Raw genomic sequence first — 17,789 nt, forward strand, 5'->3', positions numbered from 1 at the left:
GAATGTACTGAGATCAATCGGCACCGGCGCCGCTTCGTGCGAACGACCCGCTGCGCGTGCAGCGCGGGGTTCTTGACCCCCTCACTCTATCGCCTCAGCCCCATGAAGGAACCTGTCCTGTGAAACGCCTGTACACCTGGCTCCCCACCACCGTCGACCGTCGGGTGCGCCTTCTCGCCTGGGCGTCGCTCGTGGTGCAGATCGTTCTGATCGGAACCGGCGGGGCCGTTCGGCTGACCGGTTCGGGCCTGGGGTGCCCGACCTGGCCCCAATGCACCGACGGCTCGTTCGTGTCCACCCCGGAGATGGGCGTGCACGGCATCATCGAATTCACCAACCGGCTGCTCACGTTCGTCGTCGTCCTGGTGTCGATCGCCGCCTTCGTTATCGTGCTCCGGATGCGCCGCGAACGCCGCGATCTGTTCGTTCTGACCCTGCTGCAGGGGCTCTCGATCCCGCTGCAGGCGGTCATCGGCGGCATCACGGTGCTCACCGGCCTGAACCCCTACATCGTCGGGCTGCACTTCGTCGTGTCGATCGGGCTCGTCGTCGTCACCGCGATGCTCGTCTACCGGGTGCACGACGGAACGCGCGGTGCGGGGCTCACGCTCGTCGTGCCGGCCTGGTACCTCGGGGTCGCGCGGGCCGCGGCGGTGTTCGTCGGGCTGGCGGTGGCCCTGGGCATCCTGACCACCGGATCGGGCCCGCATGCCGGTGACGCCGCGACCCCGCGCAACGGGCTCAACACCGACGTGATGGAGCACCTGCACAGCTACCCGGCGTACGTGCTCTTCGCGCTGACCGTGCTGCTCGTCGTGGTCGCCGTGGTGCGCGGCCTGCCCCGTCGCTGGCCCGTGACCCTGCTCGCGGTCGAGGTCGCGCAGATCGCCGTGGGACTGACGCAGTCGCGACTGGGCCTGCCGCCCGCCCTCGTCATCGTGCACATGCTGCTCGCGGCCTGCCTAGTGGCCGCCATGACCGCGACCCTCCTCGCGGAGCGCCGCTCCCCCGCCGCCGCCCCGGCGGCCCCCGCCACCGCGGCGCCGCTGGCACCGGAAGCTGTAGCCCCCGCAGTATCCCCCGCATCTGCCGCGCGCTGACCCTCCCACCCCGCCGCCTCCGCCGCGCGCAGACCCCCCCATCGACTTTCCCGTTTGCGCACGAATCGCACCCCCGCGCCGCACAGTGGGGAAAGTCGACGGGGTCACCGGCGTGCGAGGGCAGTTGCGACGCGACGGACGGTGGTGTTAGGCGCAGTGAAGAGGCCGTACTTTCGCACGCGGAGCACCGTCCACCCCGCGAGATGGAAACGTTCTAGGCGCGTCATGTCTTTTTCGTATTGAGTCGTGTCGGTTCGGTGCTGGTCGCCGTCGTACTCCACGATCACCCGTTCGCGTCGAAACACCAGGTCTGCGCGGCCGATGAGGCCCCCGCGTGCATCCGCGAGCTCGGGGTTCACCTCAGGCAGCGGCAGGCCCGCGTCGATCAACAAGAGCCGCAGCAGTGACTCGGGCCGCGACTCCGCCCGGGTGGTGAGACGGGGCAGGGCTTCGGATGCTCTGCTCTTCCCACGCCCATGGAACCGTTCGACGCGCCAGGCCAGCTCGTCGAGAGTGACGAACGGTCGGCCCGGCACCGGGTGCGACTCCGGCGGGACGTGTGCGAAGTAGTCACCGGCCGCGACAAGGTCGTGCACCCCGAGCGTGCCGGCGAGCGTGAGCCACGTCGTCGCAGGGTCGGGAACCGGTAGTCCGCATCGGCGGCTCTCGACGAGAAGGGTCCGACCCAGGGATGTCTGGTGCCCGATGACATGCTTCTCCCGCGCAGCGTTGAGGGGAGCACGGACCGCCAGGTGGATCGGTCCGGCGACCGACCTCAGAGGCAGCGGGCAACCCCAGAGCAGGGCGCTTGTCGGCCCCCAGAACATCTCTCCTTCCCGCAGCCGCGGCTCGTACGATGTGCACGCCCTGAGCGCCGCGGCCTCGGTTCTCTCGTCAGTGCTCGGCGAGGCGGGCGTCAACACCCGAACCCCGCGGTACGGCGCCGAAAGGCCGCGCTGGCGCAACCGGTGACGGCTCACGCCCGCAGTTTCGGCGTCAGAGACACTGAACGGACGCGCAGTGAGGGGTACAGGAAGTTCTGGCATCCCGACACCCTGCCGCATCCCCGAATCCCCCGCAGAAGTTATCCACAGGCCCCACACGGCCTCCGCATCATCCAGTTTCCCGTTTGTGCAGCAATTGCTCGAGATCACCGCGCAAACGGGAAAGTCGATCGGGGGGGGGGGGGGTGAGCGGGCTAGAAGGGGAGGAGGGGGTCGATCGCGATCTCGAGGAAGAGGATGGTGAGGTAGGTGATCGAGGCGTGGAAGACGCGCATCGGCTTCACCGAGCCGTGGCGGATCGCGGAGCCGTAGAGGCGGTGGGTCTCGTAGATGAACCAGCCGCCCGAGGCGACGGCGGCGACCGAGTACAGGATGCCCATCGAGGCGACCGGGATGAGCAGCAGCGAGCAGGCGACCGTCGCCCAGGCGTAGAGGATGGTCTGCAGCCCCACGACCGACTGGCCCCGCACGACCGCCAGCATCGGCACGCCGACCGACTTGTAGTCCTCGCGATAGCGCATCGAGAGCGGCCAGTAGTGCGGTGGCGTCCAGAGGAAGATCACGCCGAACAGGATCCACGCGGGCCAGTCGAGTGAATCGTTCACCGCAGCCCAGCCGATCAGCACAGGCATACAGCCGGCCGTGCCGCCCCAGATGATGTTCTGTGAGGTGTGGCGCTTCAGGATGATCGTGTAGACGACCGCGTAGAGAACGATCGCGATGACCGACAGAAGAGCGGTGAACCAGTTGACGAGCAGGCCGAACCAGAGCGTCGACACGATCGCGAGCACCCAGGCGAAGACCAGTGCCTCGCGGTTCGACAGCTCGCCGGTGACGAGCGGACGGCCCTGCGTGCGGTTCATGACGCGGTCGATGTCGCGGTCGACGTAGCAGTTGAACGCTCCGGCGCTGCCGGCGCTGAGCGCCCCGCCGACGAGGGTGGCGAGCATCAGCCAGAGATTCGGGATGCCGCCCTGCGCCAGGATCATCACCGGCGCGGTCGTCACGAGCAGCAGCTCCATCACGCGCGGTTTCGTCAGGGCGACGTAAGCCTTGGCCTTCTGCCCCGCGGAGATACGCGGATGCTCGACTCGGCCTTCAACAGCTACGTCCATTGCTCCTCTAACTGCGTTCGACATACCCACCCCAGCATAGTTTACGGAGCGTAGAAGTCGTCACTGGCAGCCGACGGCACCCACCGAATCTCTATACTGGAAGCGAGGTGGGAATCACCTGCGGCTCATTGGTGTCCGGGCTCCTACCGCGTCGGCAACCGAAGAAGGGCTCTAAACCTCGTGGCATCACTGCAGTGGGATTCAATCGACGACCAGGCCGTCAAGACAGCGAAGGTTCTCGCTGCTGACGCCGTTGAGAAGGTCGGAAACGGTCATCCGGGAACGGCCATCAGCCTCGCGCCCCTCGCGTACCTCCTCTTCCAGAAGGAGATGCGGCGCGACCCGAACGACAACGAATGGATCGGCCGCGACCGCTTCATCCTCTCGGTGGGCCACAGCTCGCTGACGCTCTACATCCAGCTCTACCTGGGCGGCTACGGCCTCGAGCTCGACGACCTCAAGAAGCTGCGCACCTGGGGTTCGCTCACTCCGGGCCACCCCGAGTACGGCCACACCGACGGCGTCGAGATCACCACCGGCCCGCTCGGCCAGGGCCTCGCCTCGGCCGTGGGCTTCGCGTACGCCTCGCGCTTCGAGCGCGGCCTGTTCGATCCGGATGCCGCACCCGGCACGAGCCCGTTCGACCACTTCGTGTACACCATCGCCGGTGATGGCGACATGGAGGAGGGCGTGACGAACGAGGCATCCTCGCTCGCCGGCCACCAGGAGCTCGGCAACCTGATCGCGTTCTACGACAGCAACCAGATCTCGATCGAAGACGACACGAACATCGCGTTCACCGAAGATGTGCACGCCCGCTTCGAGGCGCTGCACTGGCACGTGCAGGTCGTCGACTGGAAGAAGACGGGCGAGTACGTCGAAGACGTGCACGCTCTGGCCGAAGCCATCGCGGCCGCCAAGGCAGAGACGGGCAAGCCGAGCCTGATCATCCTGAAGACGATCATCGGCTGGCCGAGCCCGAAGAAGCAGAACACCGGCAAGATCCACGGCTCGGCGCTCGGCGCCGAAGAGCTCGCGGGCCTCAAGGAGGTTCTCGGCTTCAACCCCGACGAGACGTTCGCCGTCTCCGACGAGGTCATCGGCCACACCCGCGAGGCCCTGACCCGCGGCACCGCTGCCCACGAGGAGTGGAAGGTCGGGTTCGACGCCTGGGCCGAGGCCAACCCCGAGAAGAAGGTGCTCCTCGACCGCATCCTGAAGGGTGACGTGCCCGAGGGCCTCGAAGAGGCGCTCCCGGTCTTCCCCGCAGGCAAAGAGGTCTCGACCCGTGCCTCCTCCGGCAAGGTCATCAACGCCATCGCAGGCGTCATGCCCGAGCTCTGGGGCGGCTCCGCCGACCTCGCAGAGTCGAACAACACCACCATCGAGTCGGCCGCCTCGTTCGTGCCGGCCGAGCGGTCGACCCACGAGTGGACCGGCAACCCGTACGGCCGCGTGCTGCACTTCGGCATCCGCGAGCACGCCATGGGCTCGATCCTGAACGGCATCGTGCTGCACGGCAACACGCGCCCGTTCGGCGGCACGTTCCTGATCTTCTCCGACTACATGCGCCCGGCCGTGCGTCTCGCCGCGCTGATGAAGTCCCCCGCCATCTACGTCTGGACCCACGACTCCGTGGCGCTCGGCGAAGACGGTCCGACCCACCAGCCGATCGAGCAGCTCTCGACGCTCCGGGCCATCCCGGGTCTCGACGTGGTTCGCCCCGGCGACGCGAACGAGGTCTCCTACGCCTGGAAGACGATCCTCGAACGACGCAAGGGCCCGGCCGGTCTCGCGCTCACCCGCCAGAACATCCCCGTGTACGAGCGTGGTGAGGGCGAAGCATCCGGTGAGACCTTCGCGTCGGCGAAGTACGTCGCCCAGGGCGCATACGTGCTCGCCGAGGCGCCGAACGGCACCCCCGACGTGATCTTCATCGCGACCGGTTCAGAGGTGCAGATCGCTGTCGAGGCCCGCGAGCTGCTGAAGGCCGACGGCATCAACGCCCGGGTCGTCTCGGCTCCGTGCCTGGAGTGGTTCGAGGAGCAGAGCGCGGAGTACCGCGAGTCTGTGCTGCCCGCCGCCGTCAAGGCGCGCGTGTCGATCGAGGCCGGCCTCGCGCTGACCTGGCGCGGCTACGTCGGCGACGCCGGCAAGAGCGTGTCGATCGAGCACTTCGGCGCATCCGCCGACTACAAGACGCTCTTCCGTGAGTTCGGGATGACCACCGGCGCTGCAATCGAAGCAGCCAAGGTGTCTCTCGCCGGCCTCAAGTAGATTTCAAGGAGATAGAAGACATGACTGATACACAAACGTCCACCCCCACCGCCCAGCTCTCCGCCGTCGGCGTCAGCATCTGGCTTGACGACCTCTCGCGTGAGCGCCTGAAGACCGACAACCTGCAGAAGCTGATCGCCGAGAAGAACGTCGTCGGGGTCACCACGAACCCGTCGATCTTCGCCTCGGCCCTGGCCAAGGGTGAGGCCTACGACGAGCAGGTGCGGGAGCTCGCTGCTGCGGGCGCCAACGTCACCGATGCCGTCTTCGAGATCACCACGAGCGACGTCGCGCACGGCTGCGACATCTTCCGCCCCATCTACGACGCGACGAACGGCTTCGACGGCCGGGTGTCGATCGAGGTCGAGCCCGGTTTCGCGAACGACGCCGAGGCGACGATCAAGCAGGCCAAAGAGCTCTTCGACAAGGTCGACAAAGAGAACGTGCTCATCAAGATCCCCGCGACGATCGAGGGCCTGAAGGCCATCACCGCCACGATCGCGGCCGGTATCAGCGTCAACGTCACGCTGATCTTCAGCCTCGAGCGCTACCGCGACGTCATCAACGCCTACCTGGCCGGTCTCGAGCAGGCACAGGCGGCCGGCGAAGACCTGACGAAGATCCACTCCGTCGCCTCCTTCTTCGTGTCGCGCGTCGACACCGAGATCGACAAGCGTCTCGTGGCCATCGGCACCGACGAGGCACTCGCGCTCAAGAGCAAGGCCGGCGTCGCCAACGCGCAGCTCGCCTACGAGGTCTATGAGCAGGCCTTCGAGACCGTGCGGGCCACCGTGCTCCTCGACGCGGGCGCCAACAAGCAGCGCCCGCTCTGGGCATCGACCGGTGTGAAAGACCCCGATGTGCTCGACACGACCTATGTGGTCGAGCTGGCAGCGCCCGAGGTCGTCAACACCATGCCCGAGAAGACGCTCGACGCCACGTTCGACCACGGAGTCGTCGCCGGCAACACGATCGCGGGCAGCTACGCCGAAGCGAACAAGGTGCTCGACGCGATCGCCGCGCAGGGGATCTCCTACGCCGAGGTCACCGAGCTGCTCGAGAAGGAGGGCGTCGACAAGTTCATCGTGTCGTGGAATGAGCTGCTCGAGACCGTCCAGACCGCGCTGAACGCCGCCAAGTGAGCGTTCGGGTCCACGTCAGTGGTGCGGCGGAGACGGCCGTCAGCACCCACATCGGCCAGTTGGTCGATGACCTGGTCGCCTCCAGCATCACTGCTCAGGACCCGGCCCTCTGGGGAACCGACGCCGAAGCTGGGGCGTCGAAGCGACTCGGCTGGACGGAGTCGGTTTCTGTGTCCCGTTCGCTCGTCGCCGAGATCGAGGCACTCCGCGCCGAACTCCTCGCCCGAGGGGTTGAGCACATCGTGCTCGCTGGGACGGGTGCCTCGCTGCTCGCCCCCGAGCTCATCGCCAAGACGGCGGGTGCGGAGCTGACCGTCCTCGACTCGGCAGTTCCCGGCCGGGTGCAGGATGTGCTGCACGACCGCCTGCAGAGCGCGGCCCTCGTGGTGTCGTCGACCTCCGGTTCCGCCGACGGGATCGACAGCCTCCGACGCGTTTTCGCGCAGGCCTTCCAGAGCCTCGGCATCGACCCCGCCGAACGAATCGTCGTGGTCACCGACCCGGGCTCCCCGCTCGGGCTGTCTGCCCGCGAAGCCGGTTACCGTGTCTTCGCCGCCGACCCGAGCGTCGGTGGGCGCTACTCGGCGCTCACCGCGTTCGGGCTGGTGCCCGCCGGGCTCGCCGGAGCCGACGTCGGTGAACTGCTCGACGAGGCCGACGCCATTCAGCTGTACCTCGCGACCGACGACGTCGACAACCCCGGTCTCATCCTCGGTGCGGCCATCGCCGGAACATCGCCACCCAAGAGCAGGCTCGGCATCGTCTCCGACGGCACGCACGTCGTCGGTTTCGGTGACTGGGCCACACAGCTGATCGCCGGGCCGACGGGCACGACGGGCACGACAAGCCGCGGCCTGCGACCCGTCGTTCTCGAGCTCGGCTCGCCGGAGCTCACGGCCGGTGCGGCCGACCTGCAGATCGTTCGGCTCGTGAAGGATGCAGACGCGTTCCACCTGCTCCCCCAGCACCGGCACGAGGGCGAGATCCTCGTCAGTGGATCGCTCGGCGGTCTCCTCCTCGCCTGGGAGTACGCTGCCGCGGTGGCGGCTCGACTCCTCGGCGTCGACCCGTTCGACGAACCTGACGACTGAAACCCGCCCGTTCTCACCCCACAAGCGCACACGCACACGCAAGGAGCACGATGTCACCGGTAGAAATCACTCCGGAGTTCAACCCGCTTCGACTACCGACCGACCGCCGTCTCAACCGCATCGCGGGGCCCAGCGCTCTCGTGATCTTCGGAGTGACCGGCGACCTGTCGCGTAAGAAGCTCATGCCGGCGGTCTACGATCTCGCCAGCCGAGGGCTGCTGCCACCCGGTTTCTCCCTCGTCGGCTTTGCCCGGCGCGACTGGGAAGACCAGGACTTCGAACGGGTCGTGCACGACTCCGTCAAGGAGTACGCCCGTACGCCCTTCGACGAGGATGTCTGGCGCCAGCTCTCCGAGGGCATCCGCTTCGTCTCGGGCGAGTTCGACGACGATTCGGCCTTCGAGCACCTCAAAGAGGTGATCGCCGAACTGGATGCCGACCGCGGCACGATGGGCAACCACGCGTTCTACCTGTCGATTCCCCCGAAGGCGTTCCCGCTGGTCACCGAACAGCTCCGTCGCTCGGGACTTGCGCATCCGGAGCCCGGCCAGTGGCGCCGCGTCGTCATCGAGAAGCCGTTCGGCAGCGACCTCAAGACGGCTCGCGAGCTGAACGACGTCGTCGAGTCGGTCTTCGCCCCCGATGACGTCTTCCGTATCGACCACTATCTGGGCAAGGAGACGGTGCAGAACATCCTGGCGCTCCGTTTCGCCAACCAGCTCTACGAACCCATCTGGAACGGCAACTACGTCGACCACGTGCAGATCACCATGGCCGAAGACATCGGTGTGGGCGGTCGTGCCGGGTACTACGACGGAATCGGCGCCGCCCGCGACGTCATCCAGAACCACCTCCTGCAACTCATGGCGCTCACCGCCATGGAGGAGCCGATCTCGTTCAACGCCTCCGACCTGCGGGCCGAGAAGGAGAAGGTACTGGCGGCCGTCAAGCTTCCGAAGGACCTCTCGCACTCGACTGCCCGCGGGCAGTACTCGAGTGGCTGGCAAGGCGGTGAATACGTGCCCGGCTTCCTCGAGGAGGACGGAATGAACCCCGAGTCGACGACCGAGACGTATGCCGCTGTGCGCATCGACATCGCGACGCGCCGGTGGGACGGGGTGCCGTTCTACCTGCGGGCGGGAAAGCGCCTCGGCCGTCGGGTGACCGAGATCGCGGTCGTCTTCAAGCGCGCCCCGCAGCACCTCTTCGCCGAGAGCCAGACCTCCGAGCTCGGCTCCAACGCGCTGGTCATCCGGGTGCAGCCCGACGAGGGTGTGACGATCCGTTTCGGTTCGAAGGTACCCGGCGCCGGTGTGCAGGTGCGCGATGTGACCATGGACTTCGGTTACGGCCACGCCTTCACCGAGGCCTCCCCCGAGGCCTACGAACGTCTCATCCTCGACGTCCTGCTCGGCGACCCGCCCCTCTTCCCTCGCCACCAGGAGGTGGAGCTGTCGTGGAAGATCCTCGACCCCATCGAGGAGTACTGGGCGACCCAGGGCCAGCCCGACCAGTACCGCCCCGGAACCTGGGGTCCGGACTCGGCCGAAGAACTCTTAGCCCGCGACGGAAGAACCTGGAGACGCCCGTGATCGTCGACTTTCCCGACACCAATACCAGCAAGATCTCGAAGGCCCTCGTCAAGATTCGCGAAGAGGGCGGCGCTGTCGCCCTCGGTCGTGTCCTGACGCTGGTCATCCGCACCAGCCTGGGACACGAGGAGGAGGCCATCGAGGCGGCGAACGATGCCTCGCGCGAGCATCCGATGCGTGTCATCGTCGTGTCGACCGACGCCGAGACCGACGGCGCCCGCACGGGCCGGGGTGCCCGCCTCGATGCGCAGATCCGCGTGGGCGGAGACGCCGGTGCGAGCGAGGTCGTTCTGCTCAAGGCCTACGGCGCCGCGGCGTCAGACGAAGAGGGGCTCGTCACCGGCCTGCTGCTGCCCGACGCCCCCGTGGTGGTCTGGTGGCCCGGCGACTCCCCCGACAGGGCCTCGAGTTCGAGCCTCGGGCGCATCGCCCAGCGCCGCATCACGGATGCCTCGAACCACCCCAACCCGGTGGAATCGCTCATCCGGCTGTCGCAGACCTACGCGCCCGGTGACACCGACTTCGCGTGGACCCGCCTCACCCTCTGGCGCGCCCAGCTCGCGGCTGTTCTCGACCAGCCACCCTTCGAACCGGTGTTGAGCGTGGAGGTGCAGGGAGCATCCGACTCGCCCTCGACGCTGCTGCTCGCGGCGTGGCTCGGCCACCAATTGCAGGCGCCCGTCACGTACGGGCTCACCAAACGGGCGAACGGTTCAAGCGGCATCCACAGTGTGAGACTCGTTCGGGCATCGGGGGCGATCGACCTGACGCGCGAGATCCCGAACGTGGCCACGCTCGTGCAGCCGAACCAGCCCACGCACGACCTTGCGCTTCCGCGCCGCAATCTGCGGGACTGTCTGGCCGAAGAGCTGCGCAGGCTCGATCCCGACGACCTGTATGGTGAAGTGATCTCGGTCGGTCTCGCAGAGCTGTTCGAGACCACCGATGTCGGCTCGCAGAGCCGTGCCTGACCACTGCCGTCTCCACGCGAAAACAGGGGCTGAATTCCGATGACAACTGACCGCCGCGTTCTGGTGCATCCCGACCGAGACTCTCTCGCCGGGGCGGTGGCCGCTCGTTTCATCACGAAGATCATCGACATCCTCGACGAGAACGACGAGGCGCACGTGGTGCTGAGCGGGGGCAGCGTCAACACGGCGGTGCTCGCCGCCATCCGCAACTCGCCCGCCCAGAACAACGTCGACTGGAAGCGCATCACCTTTTGGTGGGGCGACGAGCGGTTCGTCGAGGCCGGCAGTGCCGACCGCAACGACCTGCAGGCCCGGGAGGCACTGCTCGACCACGTTCTCGTCGATCCCGCGAAGGTGCATCCGTTCCCGTCGACCGACGAGATCGCCGACCTCGCCGAGGCGGCCGAGGCGTACGCGGCCGAGCTGGCGGCTGCGGCTCCGGATGCGGCGCTCTACCCGCGCTTCGACATCATGTTCCTCGGGGTGGGCCCTGACGGCCACATCGCTTCCCTCTTCCCCGGCATGTCGGGCGTGACCGAAACAGTGAAGACGGTGATCGCCGTGCGGGACTCCCCCAAGCCTCCGCCGCTGCGGCTCAGCCTGACGCTGCCGGTCATCCGCTCGGCCGACCGGATCTGGCTGGTCATGGCCGGGTCTGACAAGGCCTCTCCCCTCGGGCTGGCATTGGCGGGTGCGTCCATCGAGGAGGTTCCGGCGGCCGGTGCCGAGGGTCGCAGGCGCACCGTGTTCTTCGTCGACCAGGATGCCGCGGCCGAGGTTCCCGAGAACCTCATCGCGCCCTCCTACTGATCGGCACTCACCGACACCCAGCTCAACGAGAAGGGCGGCCCCGAGTCATTTCGGGGCCGCTCTTCTCGTTGTGCTCAGGCTTACTTGGAGGGGGTCGCCGTGCCGCGCCGCGCGCGCAGTTGAGCGAGAGCGTCTTCAAGCAGCTGTGCTGCCTCTTCTTCGGTGCGACGTTCTTTTACATAGGCGAGATGGGTCTTGTAGGGCTCGAGCTTCGCCACCGACGGCGGGTTCAGCTGGTCGCGGCCGGCGGGAAGCCCGGACTGCGGTGAGTCGATGGTCTCGGGAATCTCCTCGACGGGGAGGTTGGCCGCGAAGTAGCGCACCGTCTCGTTGCCGAGAGCATCCCAGTAGGAGATCTTGATGCGATCGGCGTGGTAGCCGCGATCCTGTTCGCCCATGGGGCCGGCGCCGACGCGCGAACCCCTGATGGCGCTGCCGCCTGATGCCATGATTTCCCCTAGTTTCCGGAATCGAACTTTGTGATGAGCCCCAGCACGATGATGCAGGCAACCCACACGATGCCGAGGATCACGGTGATGCGGTTCAGGTTGCGTTCTGCGACACCCGACGCGCCGAGGTTCGAGGTGACGCCACCACCGAACATGTCTGAGAGCCCTCCGCCGCGACCGCGGTGGAGGAGGATCAGCAGGGTGAGAAGGAGACTGGTTATGCCGAGCAGAACCTGCAAGACGACCTGGAGGATTTGCAACGGTTACCTTTCACACAAGACGGGAGACGCTCAGTCCCCCGCAGACAAAGACCAAGTATACCTTGAGCCTGCGGAAACACCGTGCGCGGGCGCCGCGAGTATTCATTCGCGGCGCCCGGAGGGTGCGCCATTGACTCAGACGCCCACGTGCTTCTTGAAGCGAACGATGGCACTGAACTCGTCGAGGTCGAGGCTCGCTCCACCCACCAGGGCGCCGTCGACGTTGGGTTCGCGCATGAAGCCGGCGATGTTGCCCGACTTGACCGAACCCCCGTAGAGGACGCGGGTCGCGGCGGCCGTATCAGGACCGAGCGTCGCGGCGAGCTCGGCCCGGAGGGCGGCACAGACCTGCTCGGCCTGCTCGGGCGTCGCCGCCTGGCCCGAGCCGATGGCCCAGACGGGCTCGTAGGCCACCACGATGTTCGCGTCGGACGGAACGCCGGCGAGTGCCGCCTTCAGCTGGCCGACGGGCACGGCACTCGGGCCGAACTCCTCGAGGTCGGCGGCCGTCTCGCCGACGCAGAGCACCGGAACCAGGCCGTGCTTGAGGGCTGCCCTGACCTTGGCGCCGATCTGCTCGTCGGTCTCGTTGTGCAGTGTGCGACGTTCCGAGTGGCCGATGATCACGTAGGCGCAGTCGAGCTTCGCCAGGAACTGGCCCGAGATCTCACCGGTGTAGGCACCGGAGTCGTGAGCCGAGACATCCTGGGCACCGTAGGCCAGCTCGAGCTTGTCGGCCGAGACGAGTGTCTGCACCGAGCGGAGGTCGGTGAACGGCGGGAACAGGGCCACCTCGACGTCGCTGTAGCTGTGCGAGGCGTCTTTCAGGCTCCAGGCGAGCTTCTGCACGAAGGCGATGGCCTGGAGGTGGTCGAGGTTCATCTTCCAGTTGCCGGCGATGAGGGGGGTGCGATTCGTCATGCTGTCCATCCGAGAATGTCGAGGCCGGGGAGGCGCTTGCCTTCGAGGAACTCGAGGCTGGCACCGCCGCCCGTGGAGATGTGACCGAACTGGTCATCGGTGAAACCGAGCGCGCGGACCGCAGCGGCAGAGTCGCCGCCGCCGACGACCCCGAGGCCGTCGACCTTCGTAAGCGCTGCGGCGATGGATCGGGTGCCCTCGGCGAAGGGCTCGAGTTCGAAGACGCCCATCGGGCCGTTCCAGAACACGGTGTGCGACGCCTCGATGATCTCGGCGAACGCGGCCGCGGTGTCGGGGCCGATGTCGAGCCCGAGCCCGCTCTCACCGAAGGGCGTCTCCTCGATCGTCTCGGCGCTGGTGACCGTGTGCTCGGCGTCGGCTCCGAACTTCGACGCCACGACGACGTCTGTCGGCAGCACGATCTTCACGCCGAGCTCGGACGCCTTCTCGAGGTAGCCCTTGACGGTCTCGATCTGGTCCTTCTCCAGCAGGCTGGCGCCGACCCGGAAGCCCTGGGCCGCGAGGAAGGTGAAGAGCATCCCGCCGCCGATGAGCAGCGAGTCGACCTTGGGCAGCAGATGGCCGATGACCCCGAGCTTGTCGGAGACCTTCGACCCGCCGAGCACGACCGCGTAGGGGCGGTCGGGCTTCTCGGTGAGCTTCTCGAGAACCTCGAGCTCGGTCTGGATGAGCAGTCCGGCCGCACTCGGCAGCAGTTCGGCCAACTCATAGACACTCGCCTGCTTGCGGTGCACGACGCCGAAGCCGTCCGAGACGAAGACGTCGGCGAACGCGGCCAGCTGCTCTGCGAACGCCGTGCGCTCCGTTGCGTCTTTGGAGGTCTCTCCGGCGTTGAACCGGAGGTTCTCGAGGAGCAGGAAGGTGCCGTCGCCGGCCAGGGAGGCCACAGCATCCCGGGCCGCCGAACCGACCGTGTCGGAGGCGAAGGCGACCGGCGCCTCGAGCAGCTCGGCGAGCCGCGAGGCGACCGGCGCCAGGCTGTACTTCGCTTCCGGAGTACCCTCAGGGCGGCCGAGGTGGCTCACAATGACCACCTTGGCCCCCTGGGCGGCGAGAGCCACGAGCGTGGGAAGTGACGCGCGAATACGCCCGTCGTCGGTGATGACACCGTCTTTCAACGGCACATTCAGATCGCAGCGGATGATGACTGTCTTGCCATCGAGCGACCCGAGGGACTCGAGCGTTCTGATTGTCACTTCGTGTTTCTCATTACCTTCTCGCGGGATTCATTCGTCGAGCCGGGCAGGGACCGGCTCGACCATGTGCTCAGAGTTTGGCGGCGACGTACTCGGTGATGTCGACGAGACGGTTGGAGTAGCCCCACTCGTTGTCGTACCACGAAGCGACCTTGACCTGGTTGCCGATGACCTTGGTGAGGCCCGCGTCGAAGATCGAGGAGTGCGGGTCGCCGACGATGTCGCTCGACACGATCTCGTCTTCGGTGTACTTCAGGATGCCCTTCAGCGGTCCCTCGGCGGCAGCCTTGTACGCGGCGTTGACCTGGTCGACCGTCACCGTGGCACTGGTCTCGATGGTGAGGTCGGTGATCGATCCGGTCGGAACCGGAACGCGCAGGGCGTAGCCGTCGAGCTTGCCGACGAGTTCGGGAATGACCAGCCCGAGCGCCTTGGCGGCACCGGTGGAGGTCGGGATGATGTTGACGGCGGCGGCGCGTGCACGGCGCAGGTCGCTGTGCGGGCCGTCCTGCAGGTTCTGGTCTGCGGTGTAGGCGTGCACCGTGGTCATCAGGCCGCGTTCGATACCGAAGTTGTCCATGAAGACCTTGGCCAGCGGCGCGAGGCAGTTGGTGGTGCAGGAGGCGTTCGAGATGACGTCGTGGATCGCGGGGTCGTAGGTGCCCTCGTTCACGCCGAGTACCAGCGTGGCGACGTTGTCGCCCGTGGCGGGAGCCGACACGATGACCTTCTTGGCGCCGCCGGCGATGTGCTTCTTGGCGTCTTCGGCCTTGGTGAAACGACCGGTGGATTCGATGACGATGTCGACGCCGAGTTCGCCCCAGGGCAGGTTGGTGGGATCGCGCTCGGCGAGCACCAGGATCGGCTTGCCGTTCACGATGATGTTGTCACCGTCGAGCTCGACGGTCGCGTCGAGCCGGCCGTTGATGGAGTCGTATTTGAGAAGGTGCGCGAGCGCCTTGTAGTCGGTCAGGTCGTTGACCGCGACGATCTCGAGGTCGCTGCCCTTGGCGAGGGCTGCTCTGAAGTAGTTACGGCCGATGCGGCCGAAGCCGTTGATGCCGATCTTTACGGACACGTGGTGCTCCTGTGAGTGTGGCCCCGCGGGGCTGGGTGTGGGGAGGGGGGTGAAGAAGGGTGACCGGGCCCGGTGGAGGGGCCCGGTCACAGTGTCGCTATGACAGTACCAGCAGGCCGTTCGTCTTCTCGGTGGCGGCCGCATAGCGTGCGGCGACGTTCTCCCAGTTCACGATGTTCCAGAAGGCCTTCACGTAGTCGGGCCGCACGTTCTGGTAGTCGAGGTAGTAGGCGTGCTCCCAGACGTCGAGCATGAGCAGGGGCACGAGGCCGAACGGAACGTTGCCCTGCTGGTCGAACAGCTGGAAGATGCTCAGCTTCTGCCCCAGCACGTCGTAGGCGAGAACCGACCAGCCGGAGCCCTGCACGCCGAGCGCTACGGCGGTGAAGTGCGCCTTGAACTTCTCGAGGTCGCCGAAGTCGGCGCCGATCGCCTCGGCGAGGGCACCTGTGGGCTCACTCGATTCGGGGGTCAGGTTCGTCCAGAAGATGGAGTGGTTGACGTGGCCGCCGAGGTTGAAGGCCAGGTCTTTCTCGAACTTGTTGACGGCGGCGAGGTTACCCGAGTCGCGGGCCTCGGCGAGGGCACCGTTCGCGGTGTTGGCGCCGGCGACGTAGGTCGCGTGGTGCTTGTCGTGGTGCAGCTGCATGATGGTCGCACTGATGTGCGGCTCGAGCGCTGCGTAGTCGTAGGGAAGGTCTGGAAGGGTGTATTCAGCCATCGTTTTCTCCTTGTACTCGTTTGCACCAGTCTATTGACTGAGTGCGGGGCCTCAGTCGTCGAGGTCGGGCGGCAGGTTGGCGTCGGTGCCCGGAATGCCCAGATCCTGCGCCTTCTTGTCGGCCATGGCCAGCAGGCGACGGATGCGCCCCGCGATCGCGTCCTTCGTCATCGGCGGGTCGGCGTGGTGGCCCAGTTCGTCGAGACTCGCATCCCGAAAGTTCAGCCGGAGTTCACCCGCGTAGCGCAGGTGCTCCGGCACCTCGTCGCCGATGATCTCCAGGGCTCGCTCGACCCGTGAGCAGGCCGCGACGGCGGCCTGTGCCGAACGCCGCAGGTTCGCGTCGTCGAAGTTGACCAGCCGATTGGCAGTGGCGCGTACCTCGCGGCGCTGGCGCATCTCCTCCCAGCGGGCGACCGACTGCTTCGCACCCATAATGCTGAGCATCGAGGCGATCGCCTCGCCGTCGCGGATGACGACGCGGTGCACTCCGCGTACCTCGCGGGCTTTGGCGGCGACATGCAGCCGTGCCGCGGCGCCCACCAGCGCCATGGCCGACTCGTTGCCCGGGCAGATCACCTCGAGGGCTGCGGACCGGCCCGGATCGGTCAGCGAGCCCTGAGCGAGGAATGCCCCGCGCCAGACGGCCCCGAGCTCGTCGGCAGACCCGGTGGTGAGGCGGTTCGGGAGGCCGCGGATGGGCCGCCGCCGAGCATCCAGCAACCCCGTCTGGCGGGCCAGCGTCTCGCCGCCCTCGAGAACGCGCACCAGATAGTAGCTGCTGCGCCGCACCCCGGAGGCCGAGATGAGCTGCACGTCTCCGCGCACTCCGTAGAGCTCGGCGAGATCTCTGCGCACCCGCTTCACGAGTTCGGGGGTGTCGAGCTCGCTCTCGATGGCGATGCGACCCGAGATGAGGTGCAGTCCGCCCGCGAATCGCAGGATGGTTGCGAGTTCAGCGGCGCGAGCCGACGTTCTGCTGACGACGACTTCGGTCAGTTCGTTCTTGACATCGGCGGTGAGAGCCATTCTCTTCCATCTCCTTACATCACTGCGCGAGTGTCCCGCTTGTGGCAGGAGGGCCGTCGCAGCTGTTATTCGCGACCGAGGTCGCGGTGTTTGACACTCACCACAACGCCGGGATTCGTGCTGATCAGGTCTGCCAGCCTGCGAGCCACGGCGACCGAGCGGTGTTTGCCGCCCGTGCAGCCTATGGCAATTGTGGCGTGCCGTTTGTTCTCGCGCTGGTACCCGGCGAGCACAGGCGCCAGCGCCAGGGCGTAGTTCTCGATGAAATCTCCCGCGCCCTCCTGCCCGAGGACGTAGTCGCTCACCTCGGTGTCGAGGCCGGTCTTGTCTTTCAGCTCGGGAATCCAGAAGGGGTTCGGGATGAAGCGGCAGTCGGCCATGGCGTCGGCGTCGGCGGGGGCCCCGTACTTGAACCCGAAGCTCATGATCGTGACCTGCACTCCGGCGGTGTCGACGGCCGAGAATCGCTCCTGCACCGCGTTGGCGAGCTGGTGCACGTTGAGGTCGGAGGTGTCGATGATCATGTCGCTCGACTCACGGATGGCGGTCATCCGCGCCCGCTCGGCTCCGATGCCGTCGAGCAGGGTGCCGTTGCCCTGCAGGGGATGCGGCCGCCTCACCTGCTCGAATCTGCGCACCAGGGCGGCATCCGTCGCCTCGAGGAAGACGACCCGCACCTGCGTGCCGCTCCGCAGGGCCAGGATGATCTCCTGCAGGTCGGTGAAGAAGTCCCGGCCGCGTACATCGACGACGGCCGCGAGCCTCGGCAGGGTCGAGCCGGCGTGCTCGGCGAGGTCGACGAGTGGACGCAGCATCTGCGGCGGAAGGTTGTCGACGACGTACCAGCCGAGGTCTTCGAGCGCATTGGCGACGGTCGAGCGGCCGGCCCCCGACATCCCGGTGACAATGAGCACTTCCTGCTGCCCAGCGGTGTCGGGTGTCATCGTGTGTCGAACTCTCGCCTCGTCGGTGCTCCGTGTGATTCCAGACTACCGGGCCCGGGGTGCGGCGC

At 67.0% G+C, this 17,789-nt stretch carries 16 protein-coding genes and 1 pseudogene; 7 read left to right on the forward strand and 10 right to left on the reverse strand.

The window, feature by feature from the left end:
* The first annotated feature begins 119 nt into the window (after nt 1–119).
* Entirely contained in the window at nt 120–1,100 is a 981-nt protein-coding gene (locus B7R24_RS07655; protein WP_116418356.1) for a COX15/CtaA family protein, read from the forward strand.
* 104 nt (nt 1,101–1,204) lie between these two features.
* Here B7R24_RS07655 and B7R24_RS07660 read toward each other — a convergent pair whose 3' ends face one another.
* Together B7R24_RS07660 and B7R24_RS07665 are read right to left on the reverse strand one after the other, a co-directional pair.
* On the reverse strand, nt 1,205–2,146 hold the full coding sequence (locus B7R24_RS07660; protein ID WP_172582744.1) for an endonuclease domain-containing protein: 942 nt from the start codon (nt 2,144–2,146) through the stop codon (nt 1,205–1,207).
* Nucleotides 2,147–2,298: 152 nt separating this feature from the next.
* Complete coding sequence (locus tag B7R24_RS07665; protein ID WP_116418358.1) at nt 2,299–3,219, reverse strand: heme o synthase; 921 nt, start codon at nt 3,217–3,219, stop codon at nt 2,299–2,301.
* 180 nt (nt 3,220–3,399) lie between these two features.
* Between B7R24_RS07665 and tkt the strand changes: the two genes are divergently transcribed.
* From tkt to pgl, 6 genes and pseudogenes are all read left to right on the forward strand, one after another.
* A complete protein-coding gene (tkt, locus tag B7R24_RS07670) occupies nt 3,400–5,496 on the forward strand; it encodes a transketolase (RefSeq protein ID WP_116418359.1) in 2,097 nt (698 codons plus the stop codon).
* A 20-nt stretch (nt 5,497–5,516) separates the two neighbouring features.
* Nucleotides 5,517–6,638, forward strand: a complete 1,122-nt coding sequence (gene tal, locus B7R24_RS07675; protein ID WP_116418360.1) for a transaldolase — start codon at nt 5,517–5,519, stop codon at nt 6,636–6,638.
* Nucleotides 6,635–7,723: pseudogene (locus B7R24_RS07680) on the forward strand (glucose-6-phosphate isomerase); the annotation flags it as partial. The gene tal and the pseudogene B7R24_RS07680, both read left to right, overlap by 4 nt.
* Before the next feature lie 56 nt (nt 7,724–7,779).
* Nucleotides 7,780–9,321 (forward strand): glucose-6-phosphate dehydrogenase, encoded by a 1,542-nt coding sequence (gene zwf / locus B7R24_RS07685; RefSeq protein ID WP_116418362.1) that lies wholly within the window; start codon nt 7,780–7,782, stop codon nt 9,319–9,321.
* Complete coding sequence (locus tag B7R24_RS07690; protein WP_116418363.1) at nt 9,318–10,292, forward strand: glucose-6-phosphate dehydrogenase assembly protein OpcA; 975 nt, start codon at nt 9,318–9,320, stop codon at nt 10,290–10,292. The genes zwf and B7R24_RS07690 overlap by 4 nt, the downstream gene beginning before the upstream one ends.
* A gap of 39 nt (nt 10,293–10,331) precedes the next feature.
* The gene (gene pgl, locus B7R24_RS07695; RefSeq protein WP_116418364.1) at nt 10,332–11,102 is read left to right on the forward strand and encodes a 6-phosphogluconolactonase; all 771 of its coding nucleotides are present in this window, start codon (nt 10,332–10,334) and stop codon (nt 11,100–11,102) included.
* A gap of 80 nt (nt 11,103–11,182) precedes the next feature.
* On the opposite strand, the gene B7R24_RS07700 is transcribed toward pgl, so the two are convergent.
* The 8 genes from B7R24_RS07700 to rapZ all read right to left on the reverse strand — a co-directional run bounded on the left by B7R24_RS07700 (nt 11,183) and on the right by rapZ (nt 17,721).
* The gene (locus tag B7R24_RS07700) at nt 11,183–11,551 is read right to left on the reverse strand and encodes an RNA polymerase-binding protein RbpA (protein ID WP_116418365.1); all 369 of its coding nucleotides are present in this window, start codon (nt 11,549–11,551) and stop codon (nt 11,183–11,185) included.
* An 8-nt stretch (nt 11,552–11,559) separates the two neighbouring features.
* Nucleotides 11,560–11,811, reverse strand: a complete 252-nt coding sequence (gene secG / locus B7R24_RS07705) for a preprotein translocase subunit SecG (RefSeq protein WP_116418366.1) — start codon at nt 11,809–11,811, stop codon at nt 11,560–11,562.
* A gap of 135 nt (nt 11,812–11,946) precedes the next feature.
* Nucleotides 11,947–12,741: a triose-phosphate isomerase gene (gene tpiA / locus B7R24_RS07710; protein WP_216363635.1), complete on the reverse strand. Its 795-nt coding sequence runs from the start codon at nt 12,739–12,741 to the stop codon at nt 11,947–11,949.
* Nucleotides 12,729–13,949, reverse strand: coding sequence for a phosphoglycerate kinase (locus B7R24_RS07715; protein WP_116418367.1), 1,221 nt, complete (start codon nt 13,947–13,949; stop codon nt 12,729–12,731). The genes tpiA and B7R24_RS07715 overlap by 13 nt, the downstream gene beginning before the upstream one ends.
* 70 nt (nt 13,950–14,019) lie before the next feature.
* Entirely contained in the window at nt 14,020–15,027 is a 1,008-nt protein-coding gene (gene gap / locus B7R24_RS07720) for a type I glyceraldehyde-3-phosphate dehydrogenase (RefSeq protein ID WP_116418368.1), read from the reverse strand.
* 97 nt (nt 15,028–15,124) lie between these two features.
* A complete protein-coding gene (locus tag B7R24_RS07725) occupies nt 15,125–15,748 on the reverse strand; it encodes a superoxide dismutase (protein WP_116418369.1) in 624 nt (207 codons plus the stop codon).
* Between the two features lie 51 nt (nt 15,749–15,799).
* A complete protein-coding gene (gene whiA, locus B7R24_RS07730; RefSeq protein ID WP_116418370.1) occupies nt 15,800–16,777 on the reverse strand; it encodes a DNA-binding protein WhiA in 978 nt (325 codons plus the stop codon).
* Between the two features lie 65 nt (nt 16,778–16,842).
* A complete protein-coding gene (gene rapZ, locus B7R24_RS07735) occupies nt 16,843–17,721 on the reverse strand; it encodes an RNase adapter RapZ (RefSeq protein WP_116418371.1) in 879 nt (292 codons plus the stop codon).
* Nucleotides 17,722–17,789 lie beyond the last annotated feature (68 nt).

The organism is Subtercola boreus (assembly GCF_003399645.1).
Classification (GTDB): Bacteria; Actinomycetota; Actinomycetes; order Actinomycetales; family Microbacteriaceae; genus Subtercola; species Subtercola boreus_A.

Excerpts from the sequence above, each read along its gene's own strand:
- B7R24_RS07665 (WP_116418358.1), bottom strand. The coding sequence starts at position 3,219 with ATGGACGTAGCTGTTGAAGGCCGAGTCGAGCATCCGCGTATCTCCGCG.
- B7R24_RS07700 (WP_116418365.1), bottom strand. The coding sequence starts at position 11,551 with ATGGCATCAGGCGGCAGCGCCATCAGGGGTTCGCGCGTCGGCGCCGGC.
- B7R24_RS07660 (WP_172582744.1), bottom strand. The coding sequence starts at position 2,146 with ATGCCAGAACTTCCTGTACCCCTCACTGCGCGTCCGTTCAGTGTCTCT.
- zwf (WP_116418362.1), top strand. The coding sequence starts at position 7,780 with ATGTCACCGGTAGAAATCACTCCGGAGTTCAACCCGCTTCGACTACCG.
- rapZ (WP_116418371.1), bottom strand. The coding sequence starts at position 17,721 with ATGACACCCGACACCGCTGGGCAGCAGGAAGTGCTCATTGTCACCGGG.
- B7R24_RS07725 (WP_116418369.1), bottom strand. The coding sequence starts at position 15,748 with ATGGCTGAATACACCCTTCCAGACCTTCCCTACGACTACGCAGCGCTC.
- whiA (WP_116418370.1), bottom strand. The coding sequence starts at position 16,777 with ATGGCTCTCACCGCCGATGTCAAGAACGAACTGACCGAAGTCGTCGTC.
- pgl (WP_116418364.1), top strand. The coding sequence starts at position 10,332 with ATGACAACTGACCGCCGCGTTCTGGTGCATCCCGACCGAGACTCTCTC.
- tal (WP_116418360.1), top strand. The coding sequence starts at position 5,517 with ATGACTGATACACAAACGTCCACCCCCACCGCCCAGCTCTCCGCCGTC.
- tpiA (WP_216363635.1), bottom strand. The coding sequence starts at position 12,741 with ATGGACAGCATGACGAATCGCACCCCCCTCATCGCCGGCAACTGGAAG.